Origin of the sequence: Amycolatopsis granulosa, from assembly GCF_011758745.1 — a bacterium.
Taxonomy (GTDB): domain Bacteria; phylum Actinomycetota; class Actinomycetes; order Mycobacteriales; family Pseudonocardiaceae; genus Amycolatopsis_E; species Amycolatopsis_E granulosa.
In genome coordinates this window covers 5,243,449-5,259,643 of sequence record NZ_JAANOV010000001.1, presented here as the reverse complement: position 1 = coordinate 5,259,643, position 16,195 = coordinate 5,243,449, and the positions used below count along the sequence as shown (strand labels likewise).

At 70.1% G+C, this 16,195-nt stretch carries 21 protein-coding genes and 1 tRNA gene; 16 read left to right on the top strand and 6 right to left on the bottom strand.

Annotation, left to right across the window (positions count from 1 at the left end):
- Nucleotides 1-141 precede the first annotated feature (141 nt).
- Nucleotides 142-804, bottom strand: a complete 663-nt coding sequence (locus FHX45_RS25835; RefSeq protein ID WP_167107179.1) for a YdcF family protein — start codon at nucleotides 802-804, stop codon at nucleotides 142-144.
- A 7-nt stretch (nucleotides 805-811) separates the two neighbouring features.
- Nucleotides 812-1,576, bottom strand: coding sequence for a GntR family transcriptional regulator (locus tag FHX45_RS25830; protein ID WP_167107150.1), 765 nt, complete (start codon nucleotides 1,574-1,576; stop codon nucleotides 812-814).
- Nucleotides 1,577-1,733: 157 nt separating this feature from the next.
- Here FHX45_RS25830 and FHX45_RS25825 point away from each other — a divergent pair, with 157 nt between their 5' ends.
- From FHX45_RS25825 to FHX45_RS25765, 14 genes are all read left to right on the top strand, one after another.
- Complete coding sequence (locus FHX45_RS25825; protein WP_167107147.1) at nucleotides 1,734-2,117, top strand: hypothetical protein; 384 nt, start codon at nucleotides 1,734-1,736, stop codon at nucleotides 2,115-2,117.
- Between the two features lie 347 nt (nucleotides 2,118-2,464).
- Nucleotides 2,465-2,596, top strand: a complete 132-nt coding sequence (locus FHX45_RS28500) for a hypothetical protein (protein ID WP_279588897.1) — start codon at nucleotides 2,465-2,467, stop codon at nucleotides 2,594-2,596.
- Nucleotides 2,593-2,991 carry a hypothetical protein gene (locus FHX45_RS25820; RefSeq protein ID WP_167107143.1) on the top strand — a complete coding sequence of 133 codons (399 nt, stop codon included), beginning with the start codon at nucleotides 2,593-2,595 and terminating at the stop codon, nucleotides 2,989-2,991. Before FHX45_RS28500 ends, FHX45_RS25820 begins: the two co-directional genes overlap by 4 nt.
- On the top strand, nucleotides 2,972-3,244 hold the full coding sequence (locus FHX45_RS25815) for a hypothetical protein (RefSeq protein ID WP_167107140.1): 273 nt from the start codon (nucleotides 2,972-2,974) through the stop codon (nucleotides 3,242-3,244). The genes FHX45_RS25820 and FHX45_RS25815 overlap by 20 nt, the downstream gene beginning before the upstream one ends.
- A gap of 36 nt (nucleotides 3,245-3,280) precedes the next feature.
- On the top strand, nucleotides 3,281-3,496 hold the full coding sequence (locus FHX45_RS25810) for a hypothetical protein (protein ID WP_167107137.1): 216 nt from the start codon (nucleotides 3,281-3,283) through the stop codon (nucleotides 3,494-3,496).
- 140 nt (nucleotides 3,497-3,636) lie between these two features.
- The gene (locus FHX45_RS25805) at nucleotides 3,637-5,085 is read left to right on the top strand and encodes an FtsK/SpoIIIE domain-containing protein (RefSeq protein WP_167107134.1); all 1,449 of its coding nucleotides are present in this window, start codon (nucleotides 3,637-3,639) and stop codon (nucleotides 5,083-5,085) included.
- A gap of 26 nt (nucleotides 5,086-5,111) precedes the next feature.
- Nucleotides 5,112-5,321 carry a hypothetical protein gene (locus FHX45_RS25800; protein ID WP_167107131.1) on the top strand — a complete coding sequence of 70 codons (210 nt, stop codon included), beginning with the start codon at nucleotides 5,112-5,114 and terminating at the stop codon, nucleotides 5,319-5,321.
- A gap of 14 nt (nucleotides 5,322-5,335) precedes the next feature.
- The gene (locus tag FHX45_RS25795) at nucleotides 5,336-5,755 is read left to right on the top strand and encodes a hypothetical protein (protein ID WP_167107128.1); all 420 of its coding nucleotides are present in this window, start codon (nucleotides 5,336-5,338) and stop codon (nucleotides 5,753-5,755) included.
- Nucleotides 5,752-5,982: a hypothetical protein gene (locus FHX45_RS25790; RefSeq protein WP_167107125.1), complete on the top strand. Its 231-nt coding sequence runs from the start codon at nucleotides 5,752-5,754 to the stop codon at nucleotides 5,980-5,982. The genes FHX45_RS25795 and FHX45_RS25790 overlap by 4 nt, the downstream gene beginning before the upstream one ends.
- Nucleotides 5,979-6,299, top strand: coding sequence for a hypothetical protein (locus tag FHX45_RS27845; protein ID WP_208407942.1), 321 nt, complete (start codon nucleotides 5,979-5,981; stop codon nucleotides 6,297-6,299). Before FHX45_RS25790 ends, FHX45_RS27845 begins: the two co-directional genes overlap by 4 nt.
- Before the next feature lie 21 nt (nucleotides 6,300-6,320).
- Entirely contained in the window at nucleotides 6,321-7,022 is a 702-nt protein-coding gene (locus tag FHX45_RS25780; protein ID WP_167107122.1) for a DUF2637 domain-containing protein, read from the top strand.
- A gap of 116 nt (nucleotides 7,023-7,138) precedes the next feature.
- Nucleotides 7,139-8,479, top strand: coding sequence for a replication initiator (locus tag FHX45_RS25775; RefSeq protein WP_167107119.1), 1,341 nt, complete (start codon nucleotides 7,139-7,141; stop codon nucleotides 8,477-8,479).
- Nucleotides 8,476-8,652, top strand: a complete 177-nt coding sequence (locus FHX45_RS25770) for a helix-turn-helix transcriptional regulator (protein ID WP_167107116.1) — start codon at nucleotides 8,476-8,478, stop codon at nucleotides 8,650-8,652. Before FHX45_RS25775 ends, FHX45_RS25770 begins: the two co-directional genes overlap by 4 nt.
- Nucleotides 8,652-9,857 carry a tyrosine-type recombinase/integrase gene (locus tag FHX45_RS25765; protein WP_167107113.1) on the top strand — a complete coding sequence of 402 codons (1,206 nt, stop codon included), beginning with the start codon at nucleotides 8,652-8,654 and terminating at the stop codon, nucleotides 9,855-9,857. The genes FHX45_RS25770 and FHX45_RS25765 overlap by 1 nt, the downstream gene beginning before the upstream one ends.
- Nucleotides 9,858-9,972: 115 nt before the next feature.
- On the opposite strand, the gene FHX45_RS25760 is transcribed toward FHX45_RS25765, so the two are convergent.
- Nucleotides 9,973-10,046, bottom strand: a tRNA-Pro gene (locus FHX45_RS25760).
- A gap of 122 nt (nucleotides 10,047-10,168) precedes the next feature.
- Nucleotides 10,169-10,861: a DJ-1/PfpI family protein gene (locus FHX45_RS25755; RefSeq protein ID WP_167107110.1), complete on the bottom strand. Its 693-nt coding sequence runs from the start codon at nucleotides 10,859-10,861 to the stop codon at nucleotides 10,169-10,171.
- Nucleotides 10,862-10,960: 99 nt separating this feature from the next.
- Between FHX45_RS25755 and FHX45_RS25750 the strand changes: the two genes are divergently transcribed.
- Together FHX45_RS25750 and FHX45_RS25745 are read left to right on the top strand one after the other, a co-directional pair.
- Entirely contained in the window at nucleotides 10,961-11,911 is a 951-nt protein-coding gene (locus FHX45_RS25750) for a GlxA family transcriptional regulator (protein ID WP_167109467.1), read from the top strand.
- 33 nt (nucleotides 11,912-11,944) lie between these two features.
- Nucleotides 11,945-13,183, top strand: coding sequence for a glycosyltransferase family 87 protein (locus FHX45_RS25745; RefSeq protein ID WP_167107107.1), 1,239 nt, complete (start codon nucleotides 11,945-11,947; stop codon nucleotides 13,181-13,183).
- Here FHX45_RS25745 and FHX45_RS25740 read toward each other — a convergent pair.
- On the bottom strand, nucleotides 13,143-14,471 hold the full coding sequence (locus FHX45_RS25740; RefSeq protein ID WP_424923827.1) for a type I glutamate--ammonia ligase: 1,329 nt from the start codon (nucleotides 14,469-14,471) through the stop codon (nucleotides 13,143-13,145). The two genes, FHX45_RS25745 and FHX45_RS25740, sit on opposite strands and share 41 nt — an antisense overlap.
- Nucleotides 14,465-16,177 carry an IucA/IucC family protein gene (locus FHX45_RS25735; protein ID WP_208407748.1) on the bottom strand — a complete coding sequence of 571 codons (1,713 nt, stop codon included), beginning with the start codon at nucleotides 16,175-16,177 and terminating at the stop codon, nucleotides 14,465-14,467. The genes FHX45_RS25740 and FHX45_RS25735 overlap by 7 nt, the downstream gene beginning before the upstream one ends.
- Nucleotides 16,178-16,195 lie beyond the last annotated feature (18 nt).

Here is a 16,195-nt window from a genome sequence, read left to right as displayed (position 1 = left end):
CGCGGAGGACCGGCCGCCAGGCCGCATGCCTCCGCTTGGGCTGCGGGCAAAGGCGCTGAGGCCTGCGGCCCCGGAGGGGCCGCCTTGAACAAGTAAGGAAACTCTGAACACGCACGCCGCAGCAGGGCGAATCGCGGACCGCTACCGGATGAGGCGTTGGGTGTAGCCCTTGCTGACAAGCCGCTCGTACGCGTGCGCCACTTCCGGCGGGATCTCCTGGGGGATGGCGTCGCCGGTGTCGGCGTAAATGGTGAGTCGCTGGGTGTCGCCCACGAGCATGTTCACCACGCGGTTCGGGTCGCCGATGGTCTGGAGGTACTCGCCGAGTCCTTGCGGGATGGCTGAGCAGAGGATGTTGATTTCGGGCCACCGTCGCTTGGCTGTCGCGTAGGCACGCCGCTGTTGGTAGGGGCGGCACACGATCAGCGCGGATTGGACTTGGATGCCGTGGGCGGCGAGTAGTTCGCGAGTGAGGTCGATGTTTTCCCCGGTGTGCCGGGCCTTTGGCTCAACGAGGATCGCGGATTCCGGAACGCCATGTTCAAGGGCGATTTCCCGGTAATGGATGGCCTCGCCGCGGGGAAACCTCTCCACTGTGGTGGGGGCGTTGGCGCCGGTGAAGACGAGCCACGGGAACAGGCCGCGGTGGTAGAGCTCGGCAGCGTAGACCGGGACAGTCCCATCGTGGCTGCCAAGGCCGATCGCGACGTCCACGGGCCGGAGCTCGTCGTCTAGGCGGTGGAAGCGCCAAAGGATCTCGGCGTCCTCGAGCACGTCGCCGGGCAGGGTCGCGTGAGCGGTCATCGGAGCCTCAATCGGGGATCGTGAACGAATAGGTCCAGGCGAACCGGGACGCGGCGTGGATGCCTTCGGCGAACTCGATGGCGACATCGTCGGCAGTGTAGGTAGTCCGGTGCAGCACGACGACCGGTTCCCCCGCGGGGAGCTCCAGCTCCGCGGATTCATCCGGGGTGGGCATCCGGGCGTGGAAGGTCTCGGTCATGTGGTCGGGCTCGAGCCCCTGCAAGGTCAGCACCGCGAATCCGCCGCCCGGGGTCGCCGTTCCCGGCTTCGGATCGACGATAGGCGTGTTCTCGACGTGCTCAGGCCGGTAGAAGCTGGTCAGGGTGTGGGTTGGCCTGCCGTCCTGCTTGACCAGGCGCGCTCGGGCGTAGACGGGCGAATCCACGTCGACGCCGAGTGCCTCCGCGACCTGCGCAGTGGCCGGCACCTTGTCCACGTGGTTGGTCTGGTCTTCGCGCTTCCACGACTGGCCCGACGCTTCCCGGTCGGCAGCGAAGGCGACCAGGCCGAACTTCCACTTGCTCTTGGCGTACCGCTCCACACCGAGGCGGCGCATGGGCGGCCGGGGCCGGACCACGGTGCCCTTCCGGCGTACCGGGGTGACCAAGCCTTCCGCCTCAAGCAGACCCACTGCCTTGCGCACCGTGTTGACGTTGACGCCGAACTCCTGCGCGATCTCGTTCTGCTTCGGCAGCGTGCTCTCCGGCGGGTAGTCGCCGCGTTGGATCGCCTCCCGCAGGGCGGCAGCGACCTCCCGGTAGCCCGTGCTCATAGACCTTGCTCCTGTCCGACGTCGGAGCGATAAGTCTATCCCTACTGCCCCTGACCAGCGACAACCATCAATAGAACCATCTCTATTGACAGCGGACCGTCGACAGTGTTCAATAGAGATAGTTCTAATCGAGCTGCTCACTTGGAGGACGACAGCGATGCAGGACATCTCGATCAACCTGGGCAACTACCGGCTGATGGTGACGGAGGCTCCGACGGTGAAGATGCGGGAGAACCCGCGGACCGGGGAGCTGGAGACGGTGACGAACCGTCAGGGTGAGGTTCAGTTCGTGGTGGTGCTGTTCGCCAAGCCGGTCGCTCAGCCGGGCAAGCGCCCAGGCAAGGGTGAGGAGATTCGCGTCAATCTCGCGGCGGACCCGGGTGACGGGTTCGACGAGGGCGGTTATGTCGAGCTGATCAACCCGGTGCTCAACACCTACGAGATGCGGGACGACAACGGGCGCATCACCGCCTCGGGTCTGTGGTTCAAGGCCGACGGGTTGAAGCCTGCTGGGCAGCGCGGTCTGTCGTCCGCCGCGTAGCCCTGCATGGACCGGCGGGCGTCCGGTAGCGAGAGCGCATCAACGCCCTGGAGCGCTGCCCGTGTGGGCGGCTGCCCGTTCGAGTCGGGCCAGCGCACTCATCCGTTGTTTGAGAATTACATAGTGAGCCGAGCTATGCCCAAAATCGCGCCTATTTACGGTGACGCGCCTTGGTTCCCGGCGCCTTATTCCGGGAATCTTGGTGTTTTACCGACAATGGAGAGGAGTGGTTGTTGTGCAGAATCGGGAGTTCTGCCCGGATATCTTCGAAGGCCTGTCCACGTTCGACCCGTACGGCCCGAAGCGGAGTGCCGGTGCCCAGTGGCTCATTCGAGGGGAGGAGTGACGTGATCGCACACAGGATGGGCGGCCTGCTGTGGCTGGTGATCGTGGGCTGTCTGACGGTCGCGGTGCCGGTGATCGGGATCGCCACGCTCGTCGCGAGCGCGCTGCTCGCGCTTCCGGTGCGTGCCTCGTGACCGGCCAGGAGGACCTGTTCGGCAACATCGTGGAACCGCCCCCGCCGCACAAGCCGCAGCGGGTTCCAGTGAATGACATGGATCTGGTGGAAAGGGTTCTCGCGGTTGCCGAGTCGAGCGGTTACGCGCTGGTGGGTCCGGCGGAGCGGGTGTTTCGGGTCGAGTCGAAGACCGACATCACGCCCGCCCCCGCCCACGAAGCGGAAGCTGTTCATCAGCTTCTGGACGCGAAATGGCTCACGAAAGGAGGGAACCACAGCTACCGCTACCACGGGCGAGAGGGGTCGGGGAATTCGATCCTGGTGTCTCGCGCGGCGAAGGAGAAAGCGCGCCTGTGGCGCAATCTAGCCCCGTTGAATGGAAGGAAGACTCTTCGTGCAGTCGCAAACGGTTAACGAGCATGCCCGCAAGCGCTACCACGATTTCGAGAACGCGATCAACACGGTGCGCATTGCGGTGGACGAGCTGACCGCGCTGGCCCGGAAGCTGTCCGATCGCAAGGAGGGCGGGCGGTTCGAGGGCTGGCAGGTCCCGAGCAAGGACGAGATCACCAAGGCCATCCGGACCGCCTCCGATGACCTGGACACCCTGCGCGCGGAGTCGGTCAAGTACAAGGCCGAACTCGTCTCCCGCACCTGGCGGGTCTGAGGCACTCACCGACCGATCAAGGAAAGGACTGCGTTCATGGGCGCTACTCACCAGGTGGACCGGCGGATCGAGGACGTGGACAAGGCCATGCGCCTGCTGCGGAACTCGATGAAAGGTATGCCGATCCGCTACGCCGGATTCAAGAAGGACCACGACAAGCTCGCGCGTTCGGTCGCCAACGCCACCGTGCTCCTGGAGTCCGCCAAGCCCCTGTTCAGCGACAACCCGGTCAAGGCCAGGCGGCGCCGCTAACCCCTCGCACCGACCGCCGTTGACCGTGCACACCACAACCACACATCGGGCCGTAGCTGGGCCGTGACCCCCTCCGCAGAGCACCGCGGGCGGGTTCACGGCCCTTCTGCTGCCCGCTCACCCGAGGAGAACACGCACCGATGTCTACCCGAAACCAGAACCGCCCCTCCGGCAAGCAGCGCGGCGTGGAGGCTCGCGGAGCGCTGTGGCTGGCCCGCCACCCCGGCTTCCTCGCCACCCCGGCCGCCGTCACCACCAGCATGATCGAGCTGGGACCGGTCACCACGGGCGGCATCGCGGCCGGCATTCTCGCCAGCGGGCTGGTGTGGTGCCGCACCGACCCGGACAGCTATCACCGCTACGCCGCCCCACGGCTTCGCGCGGTGCGCCGCCGCTGGACCCGCTACCACGGCTACGCCTGGCGCCGGAACCTCGACGCCTGCGAGCTGACCGTCCAGGACCGCCGCACCGGCGGGTGGCACGTCCCCCGCGTCGTCAAGGTGTCCTCGCCGTCACCGTCGATCGACGTGATCGAGGTCAAGCTGTGCCGGGGTCAGTCCGTGCGCACTTTCCAGGACCAGCAGGAAACCCTCGCCTCTGCTCTCGGCGCGGATGTACTGGCGATCGAGAAGACCAAACCCCGCCTGATCACGATCACCGCCGTCTACGGCAACCCCTTCGCCGAGATCGTGCCGGCCGTGGAGATCCCTGACGAGCCCCACGAGGTGGACCTGTCCGCGATCGAGCTGGGCGACACCGAACGCGGCCAGGCGTGGACCGAACCGCTCCTCGGGCACCACTGGCTCGTGCACGGCGCCACCGGCTCCGGTAAGGGCGGGCTGCTGTGGAACCCGCTGCGGGCCATGGGGCCGATGATCCGCGAGGGCCTGGTCCGGATCTGGATGGTCGACCCCAAGGGCGGCATGGAGACCGAACAGGGCAAGCCGCTGTTCTACCGCTACGCCACCTCCGCCGACCCGGCCAAAGCCCTGGAGGAGGACGGCGAGGTCATCGACGAAGTGGACGCCATGCTCGCCCTGATCACCGAGTTCCGCGACGCGATGAAGCACCGCCAGGAAGTCCTGCGGTCCCAGGGGCTGCGCAAGGTCGAGGTCTCCCGCGAAACCCCGCTCGACGTGCTGATGATCGACGAACTCGCCATGCTCACCGCGCTGGGCGGACGCCAGGTCACCATGCAGGTCAACAAGCTCCTGGGCGAAATCCTCACCCAGGGCCGCGCCGCCGGGTTCTCCGTCGCCGCCTACGTGCAGGAACCCACCAAGGACATCGTGCCGGTCCGGGACCTGTTCACCATCCGCATCTGCCTGCGCACCACCTCCTCCGACTACGTCAACCTCGTGCTCGGGGAGAACGCCCGACTCCGAGGTGCGCTGGCCGATGAAATCCCGGTCACCGAGGACTACGCCGGGATCGGCTACCGCGTCGCCGAGAAGACCCGCACCCCTATCCGCGTCCGCGCCGGGCTGGTCACCGACGACGACATCACCGAACTCGTCCGCACCTGCACCCCCACCCATGAAGACCCGAAAGACGGCCCGGACGGCGTCGTCGTCCCCTTCGCCGCCTGAGCCACAGTCCAGAAAGGAGTCCGCACATGCGCGAGATCGACTGGGAAGACCGTTGCGCCGACGCGCTCTACGCCATCGCCACCGCCCTGCGGGACATGGCGATGCCGCGCTTCAACACCTCCGCCGCCAACGAAGAAATCACCGCCCTCCGCAACGCGGAAATCGATAAGGCCCGAGACCACCTCGTCGAAGCCCGCCGGGCCATCGAACGTGCACGCAACATCACCCGCCGGTGAGGAGTTCCCCCGCCATGACCGCCGCTGTGTCACCGCTGTCCGCGGTGCCCAAACTCGCCGGGGCGGTGATGCGCTACGTCGCCGCCACCCCGGCCCCCGAACCCGCCTCGATCATGCTGTTTCCCGACATGAACCGGGTGGACTTCCAGCCCGACGTCGGCCGTGACCCCGTCCAGGCCATCGGCGCGCTGTTGATCTGGACGCATCGTCTCACGGGCATCACCGGCACGTGGAGCCGCACGATCAAGGACGGCCCCATCCACGTCACCCTCACCGGCCGCGGACCGCACGGCATCACCTTCCGCGTGTTCACCGGCCTGTCCTACCGCCCGCTCGCCCGGCTGATCACCCTGCCCCTCGGACGGCACGAGTCGGTCACCCCGGACGAGCTGTACCGCCTCGCCCTCGAACTCCGCACCGGAGGTGCCTCGTGATCACCCTGCGATTCCTGTGGTCCTGGAGCAAGACCGCGCTCCTGACCATCCTGGCCCTGGTCATCGAACGGGCCGTGATCCCTGGCTTCTGGGGCTTCGCCCTCGCCGCCACGATCACCCTCACCCTGTTCGTGATCATTACCGTGGGCCTGTTCCGCGAGTGGCGCGCCCACGCCGCCGGATACACCCACCAGCTCACCAACATCCGCCGGGACAGCGTCCGATGAGCGCTGACACTGTGCCGCCGCCGGATGCCGACGTGTGGGACACCGCGGTCACGCTCCTGGAAGAGGGCCTCGGGGTCTATCCCGACCGCAGCGTCGATCAGGTCCGTTTCTGCGGCATCGCCGTGGGCAACACCGCCGTGCTGACCACGGCCAGCGAGGTCCGGCTCCGCGTCACCCACGCGGACCGCCCGGACAGCGCCAACGGAGTTCCGGCCAAACCCGCCGCGGTGTGGGAACTGTGCATGCCCCCTGCGTTCGCTCGCTACCTCGCCGCCCTGCTCGATTCCCACGCCCGCTACCTCAACACCGCCACCTAGCACCGAAAGGAGACACCGGCCATGTCCGTTGTGGACACGCTGCGCCGCCGCAGCCTCGTGGACGTGATCCGCGTCCTGGTCACCGTCGTTCTCGGTGGGATCGGCGGGGCCGCGGGCTTCACCCACACCCACGACTGGGCCGTCCACCACGGACAAACCGGCTGGCTCGCCTGGGCCGACGCCGTGGTTATCGAGGGCATCGCCATCGTGGCTGGGTTCGAGGTCCGCCGCGACCACCAGCACGGAAAAACCAAGCTCCTGACCTTCCCCATGACCGTCCTGGTCGCCGGATTCGGCATTCAGATGACCGCACAAGTCGCCCTGGCCGAACCCACCCCCGGTGGATGGCTCCTTGCCGCCATGCCCGCCCTCGGATTCCTGGTCGTGGTCAAGCTCCTCCTCCGCCGAGCCCCGACCCGACCACAGACCAGCCCCGCACCAGCCCAGGCCACGGCCACGGCCACGGCGGCACCGATGCCGAGCCCGGCCCCCGCACCGATGCCGGCCGAATCACCAGCACCCCGGACCACCGGATCGACGCTGGCGAAACTGCCCGCCAGCGTGCGAGACGCCGTCACCCGCAGCACCGAAGTCGCACACACCGCCGGGCGGCCCGTCACCGCCGACGACATCACCGCCGGGGTCAAGCTCCCCAACGCGATGGTCACCGCCCTGGTCGACGAGCTGAACAGCAGCGTCAACCACCACCCCGTCACCACCTGACCCGCGCGGACACCTCCCGCTCCGCGCATCCCTGCGAGGGACGGGCCACCGGACACCCCCACCGGTCGGCCCGTCCCTCGCCCTCGTTGCACCCCCGCACGACAAGGAGGCACTCCGTGAACGCTGAGGTCACCGACCTGGCTACGCGCATCCAGCACCGCCTTCGCGCACCCGGCTACCGCACCTGGCGGGCACGGGTCGAGGCCACCGGCGGGTGCCTCAAGCCGGTCCACCTCTCCGGCTTCCGCAAGCTCATCGATCGCACCACCGGCACCGTCCTCGACCGGCACGCCGGAACGATCTACGCCCCCTGCGGCAACCGCCGCGCCTCGGTCTGCCCCGCGTGCTCTGACCGCTACGCGGGAGACGCCTTCCAGCTCATCCGCGCCGGAGTCGCCGGAGGCAAAACCATCCCCGCCGCCGTGGCCCACAAGCCGCGCCTGTTCGTCACCCTGACGGCCCCGAGCTTCGGCGCGGTGCACACCCGCCCCACGACCCGGCACGGCAAGCCGCGGCCGTGCTCGTGCGGCACCTTCCACCACCCCGACGACCCCCGCCTGGGCACCGCGATCGACCCGGACGCCTACGACTACCGCGGCGCGGTGCTCTGGCAAGGGCACGCCGGGGAACTGTGGCACCGCTTCACGATCCGTCTCCGCCGGGAACTCGCTACTGCCGCCGGGATCCGGGTCAAGGACTTCCCCCACCACGCCCGCCTGTCCTACGCCAAGGTCGCCGAATACCAGCGCCGCGGACTCGTCCACTTCCACGCCGTCATCCGCCTCGACGGCCCGGACGGACCCCACGACCCGGCCCCGGACTGGGCCGACAGCGATCTGCTCGACCACGCCGTCCGCGCTGCCGCCCAGACCGCGCACGTCACCAAAACCCTCGAACTCGACGGGGCCACCGAGGAACACACCTTCACCTGGGGCCAGCAGCTCGACATCCGCGTGATCCACCGGCCTGGCGAGGTCGAGGACGGGAACGGCAACCTGACCGATCAGGCGCTGGCGGGCTACATCGCCAAGTACGCCACCAAGGGCACCTCCACCAGCGAGACCCCCGACCGGCGCGTCCGGTCCGAACGCGACATCGAGCACCTGACCGTGCACCCGCATCCCAAACGCATGATCATCGTCGCGTGGGACCTCGGCGGGAACGAGGATCTGGTCTTCCTGCGGCGCTGGGCTCACATGCTCGGCTTCCGCGGCCACTTCCTCACCAAAAGCCAGCGCTACTCGCTGACCTTCACCCAGCTCCGCGGCGACCGCCGGACCTTCCAGCACCACGCCGCCCTCGAAACCCTCGGCCTCGACCCCGGGTCCGTGGTCGTCGTCAACCACTGGAACTACACCGGCAACGGCCACGCCGACGACGCCGAACGCGAACTCGCCGAAGCCATCTACCAGCGCAAACGCGACAACCGCACCACCAAGAAGGAGGACAAGCCATGAGTCAGAAACTGTTGTCCATTGAGGACTTGGCCGACTACCTCGGCATCCCCAAGGGCACGCTCTACCAGTGGCGCACCAAGGGCTACGGGCCGACTGGTCGCCGTGTCGGCAAGTACGTCCGGTACCGCCCGGAGGACGTGGACGCCTGGATCGAACAGCAGGGAGTGGCCTGATGGCTCGCGCATGGGTCTACGACCGCACGAAGAAGAAGGACTACCAGGAGGCGGTCAAGCGGGCCAAGGCCAAGGGACGGCAACCGCCGTCGCGGTGGCTCGTGCAGTACTACGACCGGGCGGGCAAGCTCCGTTCGGAGGTCGCGCCGAACAAGGCCCGTGCTGAGGCCCGGCGGACCGAGCTGGAAGCGGATCTCAACGCGGGCACCTACGTCGATCCGGCCGCCAGCAAGGTCACGGTCAGCGACATGGCGGAGAAGTGGCTGGAGTCCCGCCACGACCTCAAGAAGTCCACGTGGTGGAAGTACCGGGGCATCCTCGACAACCACGTCATTCCGCGCTGGGGCGACATGCAGTTGCACGCGGTGGACCGCGAGGACATCGCCACGTGGGTGGCCGCGCTGCTCAAGCCGAAGTCGGAGGAAGGCAGCGGGCTCGGGCCATCGCAGACCCGGCATGCCTACCGCGTGCTCGCGATGGTCCTGGAGTGGTGCGTGCCCCGTCGCTTGCAGGTCAACCCGGCCCGCGGCGTGAAGCTCCCCATCCGCCCGGAGAACGAGCACGTCTACCTGAGCTACGAGCAGATCGAGCGGCTCGCCGATGCGGCCGGCAGTCTCACGACCAAGTACGGCGTGCCGACCGCCTCGGCTGCGGTCAACCGGGCCTTGATCCTGCTCCTGGCCTACACCGGCCTCCGCTGGGGCGAGGCTGCCGCGCTGCGCATCGGGCGGATGGACCTCGACAAGCGGCGCGTCCGGGTCGCGACGACCTTCTACGAGGTCAACGGCGTCCAGCACGAGGGCCTGCCGAAGACCGGCAAGCGGCGCACGGTGCCGATCCCGGCGTCCCTGGTCCCCGAGCTGCGCAAGGTCATCGGCAACCGGCCGGACAACGAGCTGATCTTCCGCACCGCCCGCGGGCACTCACTCCGCGCGAACAACTGGCGAGTCCGGGAGTTCAACGCCGCGGTGAAGGAAGCCAAACTCGGTGTCGAGGGCCTGACCCCGCACAAGCTCCGCCACACCGCGGCCTCGCTGGCGATCGCGGCCGGAGCGGACGTCAAGGTGCTCCAGCAGATGCTCGGGCACGCCGACGCGGCCATGACGCTGAACATCTACGGGCACCTGTTCCCGGACCGGCTGGACGAGGTCGCCGACGTGCTCGATCTCCGGCGGACGGCTGCCCTGGACAAGCGGGCAGCCTGACAACGGCGAACAACGAGAACCGCCCCGTGTGGCATGAATGTGGCATGCCCCGGGGCGGTTCTCTCGTAGAAAGACGAAAGCGGCCCGTCTACCTGCGTAAACGGACCGCTGCCGGTCGGGCTGACAGGATTTGAACCTGCGACCCCTTGACCCCCAGTCAAGTGCGCTACCAAACTGCGCCACAGCCCGGCCGTCCCCACCGCAGCGGCGGCGACGGGGACTAGCTTATTACGGGCGGCACACGCACCGGTAGCGGGGTCCCTCATCCACTCCACCTGGGGAAACGGCGGGACCGCCCTGGAGGCGTCCGATCACAGCCGCGCGGTCAGGCGGGCCCGCAGCGCGGGTTCGTCCGCCAGCCCCTCGGCCAGGGCACTCCTCCCGAGCCCGTGGAACAGTTCTCGCGGGGCGGCGCTCCAGTCGAGGCCGCCGAAGGGCGGCTCCGGGTCGTACTCGATCGCGAACTGCAGCACGCGCGCGACGTCCTCGCCGGCGAAGCGCGCCGCCAGGTGGAGGGCCATGTCGATGCCGGCGGCAACCCCCGCCGCGGTCAGCACCGCCCCGTCGGCCACCCAGCGGCGCCGGACCGGCAGGGCGCCGAATTCGCGCAGCGTCTCCAGGAACGACCAGTGTGTGGTCGCTTCGCGGTCCTTCAGCAGGCCGGCCGCGCCGAGGATCAGGGAACCGGTGCACACCGACGCGGTCACCTCCGCCGTCGCCGCCGCGGAGCGCACGTAGTCCACCAGCCGCTGATCGGCCAGGGAGCGCATGGTTCCGGTCAGCCCGCCGGGCACCACCACGGCGTACGGGGCGGGCACCTCGTCGAAGGTGCGGTCCGCCGCCAGACGGACGGGGGTGTCGCTCGTGACCGGGTCCAGGGACGCGGCGACCACGGCCGTCTCGAAGGACGGGTCGGCGATCGGCAGCGCGGACAACACCTGGAGCGGACCGACGAGATCCAGCGGCGTCAGCCCCGGGTACAGCACGAAAGCAATCGTCTTCATGCCGGTCACGATGCCGCCCGCGACCGGGCTGTGGCGGACCGATGTCCGGAAGCCTGGGATCGTCGTCGCACGGACGGCTACCCTTGCGCTGTGCGCCGCATGGTGATCGTCGGATACGCGGAGTCCGCCCTGCTCGACATCGCCTGCCCCCACGACGTCCTCGACGCCGCCAACCACCACGGCGCCACGCCGCCCTACGACATCCGCGTGGTCAGCCTCGACGGCCGACCCATCCGCTGCCAAGCCGGCATCCAGCTCGCCGCCCAGGGCCGGCTCGACCAGCTACGCGGCCCCGTCGACACCCTGATCATCGCGGGCGGGTTCGGGCACGAGCGGGCCGCTGCGGACGTCAAACTCATCACGCACGTCCGCCGGGTGGCCGCCCGGGCGAGGCGGGTCGCGTCGGTCTGCACGGGGGCCAGCGTGCTCGCGGCGGCGGGCCTGCTCACCGGCCGCCAGGCCACCACCCACTGGAGGTGGGCGGGCAAGCTGGCGACCGACTACCCCGCGGTCACCGTCGACCCGGCACCGCTGTTCGTCCAGGACGGCAACGTCCACACGGCCGCCGGGGTCACCAGCGGGCTGGACCTCACGTTGTCGTTCGTCGAGGCCGACCACGGCCCCACGATGGCTCGCGAGGTGGCCCGCTCGCTGGTCACCTACCTGCAGCGGCCGGGCAACCAGGCACAGGTCAGCATGTTCCTCGCCGCTCCCCCGCCCGGGCACCGGCAGGTGGCCGACCTCGTCGCCCAGATCACCGGACATCCGGACGATGACTTGTCGACCGGCGCGCTGGCGGCGCGGGCGGGTTTGAGCACACGGCAGCTGACGAGACTGTTCCAGCAGCACCTGGGCACCCCACCGGGGCGGTTCGTCCGGCGCGCCCGCACCGAAGCCGCGTCACAGCTGCTCGCCACCACGGACCTGCCGCTCACCGCCGTCGCGCGGCGCTGCGGGTTCAGCTCGGCCGAGACGTTGCGACAGGCGTTCGTGGAGCTGTGCGGGACACCTCCGTCGGCCTACCGGCGGGTACACCGCAGGGCGGCGTGAGCAGCCGTTATCGAATCGCTACAGTGGGTTCCGATGCGCAAATACCTGTGGCTGGTGCCGGTGCCGTGTGTGGTCTGGCTGTACTTCGCGATGCGCGGCATGATGCACGCCCTGCCGCCGCACCCCCAGCTCGACCTGGAGGTCTACCGCTTCGGCGTGCAGGCCTGGTGGGACGGCAAGGACATGTACGGCCCGCTGCCGCCGGTCGCGAACGGGGCGCACCTGCCGTTCGTGTACCCGCCGTTCGCCGCGTTGCTGTTGTCGCCGCTGGCGATGCTGCCGTGGAGCGCCGCGGTGGCGACGCTGTACGTCCTCAACTGGATCTGCATGTTCGGCGCCGTCTACCTGGCGGCCCGCGCGGTGCGGCCGTCACTGGGCCGGGCCGGTGGGGTCGCGGTGGCCTCGGTCGTGCTGCCGCTGACGGTCTTCCTCGAGCCGGTGACCGAGACATTCGGGTTCGGGCAGGTCAGCATCATCATGATGGCCCTGGTGGCGGTCGACTGCCTCGCGGGCCGCACGGTCTGGCCACGCGGGTTCGGCATCGGCCTGGCCGCCGCGCTCAAGCTGACCCCCGCGGCGTTCGTGCTGTACTTCCTGATCCGCCGTGACTACCGGTCGGCGATCATCTCGGCGATCACGTTCGGCGTGGCGACCGCGATCGGCTTCGCCGCCGACTTCGGCGGCTCCGTCACGTACTGGTTCCGGGGCGGCCTGAACGGCGGCGGAGTCAGCGGCACCGCGTTCAAGACCAACCAGGCCATCGAGGCGGTGATCGTCCGCACCGGGCTGTCCGGGGTGGCGGAGAAGGCCGTGTGGCTCGTGCTGGTGCTCGCGCTGCTGGCGGTGGTGGTGAGCGCGATGCGCCGGGCCGAGCCGGTGCTCGCGCTGCTGGCCAACGCGGGTCTGGCGCTGCTCGTCTCCCCCACCTCGTGGTCGCACTACTACGTGTGGGTGGTGCCGGCGCTGGTGGTGATGCTGGCCTTCGCCGCCCGCCGCGCTGCGGAACGGTCGTGGCTCGCGGCCGTCTGGCTCGCGTGGGGGGTGCTGACGACGGTGCTGTTCATCCTGGCGCCGTTCCAGAACCTGCCGGAAACCGACTTCCCCGTGGTGCACCGCGACTGGAGCCTCCCCGAGCAGCTCTCCGCCGCCACCTACGTGCTGCTGGGCATCGCGCTGCTGCTCGCCTTCGCGATCCTCCGGCGGAAGCGGCCGCAGCCCCTGGACGAGCCGGTCACCCCCGCGCGGCGCCCCGCCGGCGCTGCCAGTCCGTGACCGCCGTGCAGCCCGCGTCGAGTTCCGCCCGCAGCAACGCCTCCTGCTGAGCCGCGACCTCGTCGCCGAGCAGTTTCGCGACCCGGTCGAGCCCGGCCAGCGCCTCCCAGGGCGTGCCGGGCAACGCACCGAGCACGACATCGGGCGGCGGCGCCGGAAGCCGCTCCTCGATGCCCGCCCGCCCCGCGGCCAGCAGCGCCGCGAGCACCAGGTGGGGTTGGGCGTCGGCACCCGGGAAGCGGAACTCCAGCCGCAGCGACCCGTCCCGTCCCGCGACCCGCACCGCGGCCGTCCGGTCGTCCACGCCCCAGCGCAGCTCCCGGGGCGAGAACGGCGCGGTCCGCAGCCGCACGTAGCTGTTCCACGTCGGCGCCCAGATCGGCGTGAGCGCCGCGGCTTCCCGCAGCACCCCGGCGAGGAACGACGCCATCACCGGCGGCAACCCGGTGCCGCTCCCGGCGGCGGGTTGTCCGGCGACCGTGGCCAGCGACAGGTGCACGTGGCACGAGCTGCCCTGTCCCGGCTCCGGGGCGGCCAGGTAGCTCGCCGTCACACCGTGCTCGGCGGCCACCGACCGCACCACGAGCTGCTGCAGCAGGGCGTCGTCGCACGCGGCGAGTGCGTCCCGGTGCCGCAGCACGATCTCGTACTGCCCGGGATGGCATTCCGCGCGGGCGGACTCCACCCCGAGGCCGGAGCGGTCCAGCGCCACGCGCAGGTCGCGCAGCAGCGGTCGCATCCGTTCGGTCCCGCCGACCGCGTAGTCCACGCCGTGCGGGCTCAGCGCTCCGTCCGCGTCGCGGAACACCACCTCGTGCTCGAGCCCCGCCGAGGGCACGTACCCGAGCGCTTCCAGGGCGGTCAGCTGTTCGGTCAGCGCCTGCCGCGGCGCGGCCCGGACCGGCTGCCCGTCCGGCCATTCGACGTCGCACACGATGCCGCACAACCCGTCCGGCAGCGCGGTGATCGTCGCCGGGTCCGGCCGCATCCGCAGGTCGCCGTAGCCGCCGAGGTACCGCGCCAGGACGTGGTCCGGCCCCAGCGGCAGTGGCTGCCGTTCCACGTCCCACACGAACACGTAGGTGCACAGCCCGTAGCCGCCGGCCAGCACCTCCTCGGCCACGAACCGCCCGGACAGCTCGACCGCGGCGAACCGCGCGTGCGGATCGGGCACCAGCAGCAACACCCGCGAGGAGTCGGCGCGGGCCAGCGCCGCACGCATGCCGCGGGCGGCGGCGGCGCGGTCGGCGAGCGTGCGCGGCCCGACCGGCCGGGGCGATCTCACCACGCCCCCGCCGGGTCCGCGGCGTGCAGCGGGTTGGGCACCCGGCCCCAGCGCACGTCGAACTCGTCGTCCCGGTCGACCTTGTCGAAGCCCTGCCCCGCCAGGTGTTCCCGGTTCAGCGTGACCCGCTCCACGTCCGGGCCGAGCAGCAGGCACGCGTCGAACCGCGCGGCGACGTCCGGGTTGTCCGCCCGGTAGCGGCCCACGACCTCGCGCACCAGCTGCCAGAACCGGGCCCGCGGGAAGCCCAGGTCGTCGAGCAGGATCTCCGCCCAGAACCGCAGCTGCCCGGAGAACACCGAGCTGAACAGCGATTGCGCGAGCAGGTGCGCCGGCCACCGGAGCATCTCGTCGGCGGCCTCCGGCGGGAGCAGCCGGTAGCAGTCGAGGTCCTCGTCGAGCAGGTCGACGCCCTGCGCGAAGTCCTTGATCGCCACCCGCAGCGGCCGCCCGCGCTCGTCGGCGATCAGGATCAGGTTCTGGCCGTGCGGGCAGAACCCGACGCCGTAGCGCAGCAGCCACTGGAGCAGCGGGGTGAGCAGCAGGTCGAACACGGTGGCGCACCAGCGTTCCGCGTCCCAGCCGGACCGCTCGATCAGGCCGGTGATGACCGCGGCTCCCGACGGGTCGCGGTAGGGCAGCGCGGCGAACGAGATCGCCTGCTCGCCTTCGGCCAGCCGCGACCGCAGCGGTTCGCGCCACAGCGCGCCGAGCGTTTCGTGGAACCGGTAGGGCAGCTCCTCGATGGTGCCGAACAGCGGATGCTCGACCGAGACGCTCGCCACCTCGCCGAGCAGCTCGAACCGGTACTCGCCGGTGAGCAGCGGGTCCGCCGCGCCGACCTGCTTGAGCCAGTCGGTCACCGCCGGGCCGGCGAGGGTCGCCCCGGCCGCCAGGCCGCGGTAGACCAGGGTGTTGCGCACCGAGACCGCGGTCTTGACGTCCCGGCGGTCCGGGCGGGTCGTGTTGGCCAGGGTGCGCACCGTCTGGTGTGGACGGTAGGCGTCCCGGGACTCGCCCAGCTCGATCATCACCCCGGTGGCGAGCTCACCGGCGTAGAGGGTGCCCAGGATCTCGTCCGCCTGCCACGGGTGCACGGGAACCCAGACGTAGTCCGCCGGGTCGGCGCGGCGCGTGAACTCCGCACGCTGGTCGTCGTCCAGCTCCGCGGCGAACAGCTGCTCGGCCGACAACCCGGCCACGCTCCGGAAGCGCGCGTGGTCGCGGTGCACCGCGAACCACCGCAGCCGCACGTCCGCTCCGGCCTCCGGCGCGTAGCGGGCACGGTCGGCCGCGGAGAAGCCGACGCGGCCCTTGTTCAGCACCAGCCGCGGATGCCCGGTCAGGTGCCCGTCCGACAGGTTGTAGTCCATCGTGGACAGTTCCGCGGCGGTCGGTGCGCGGCGCAGCCGGGCGGCCTCGTTGGTCACCGTGGCGGTCAGCTCGGCCAGCACGTCCGCCAGCCGCGCGCCGGACAACCCCAGCTCCTTGCGCGTGTCCACGGCCAGCACCCGCGGATCGGTCGCCGGCGCGCCGTCGCGGGTGGCCGAACCGGGTTGCACCGTCCAGGACTGGAACGCTCCCCGGCGCGCCCGGAACTCGTAGGTCACGCCGGGCAGCGCGAGCCGCCAGTGCCGGTGCTGCCCGGGCTCCTCGTCGCCCACCGGCGAGGGGTCGAACAGGCCCTCGTAGGACAGTTCGCCGAGCATCTTGTGCACGATCAGGGT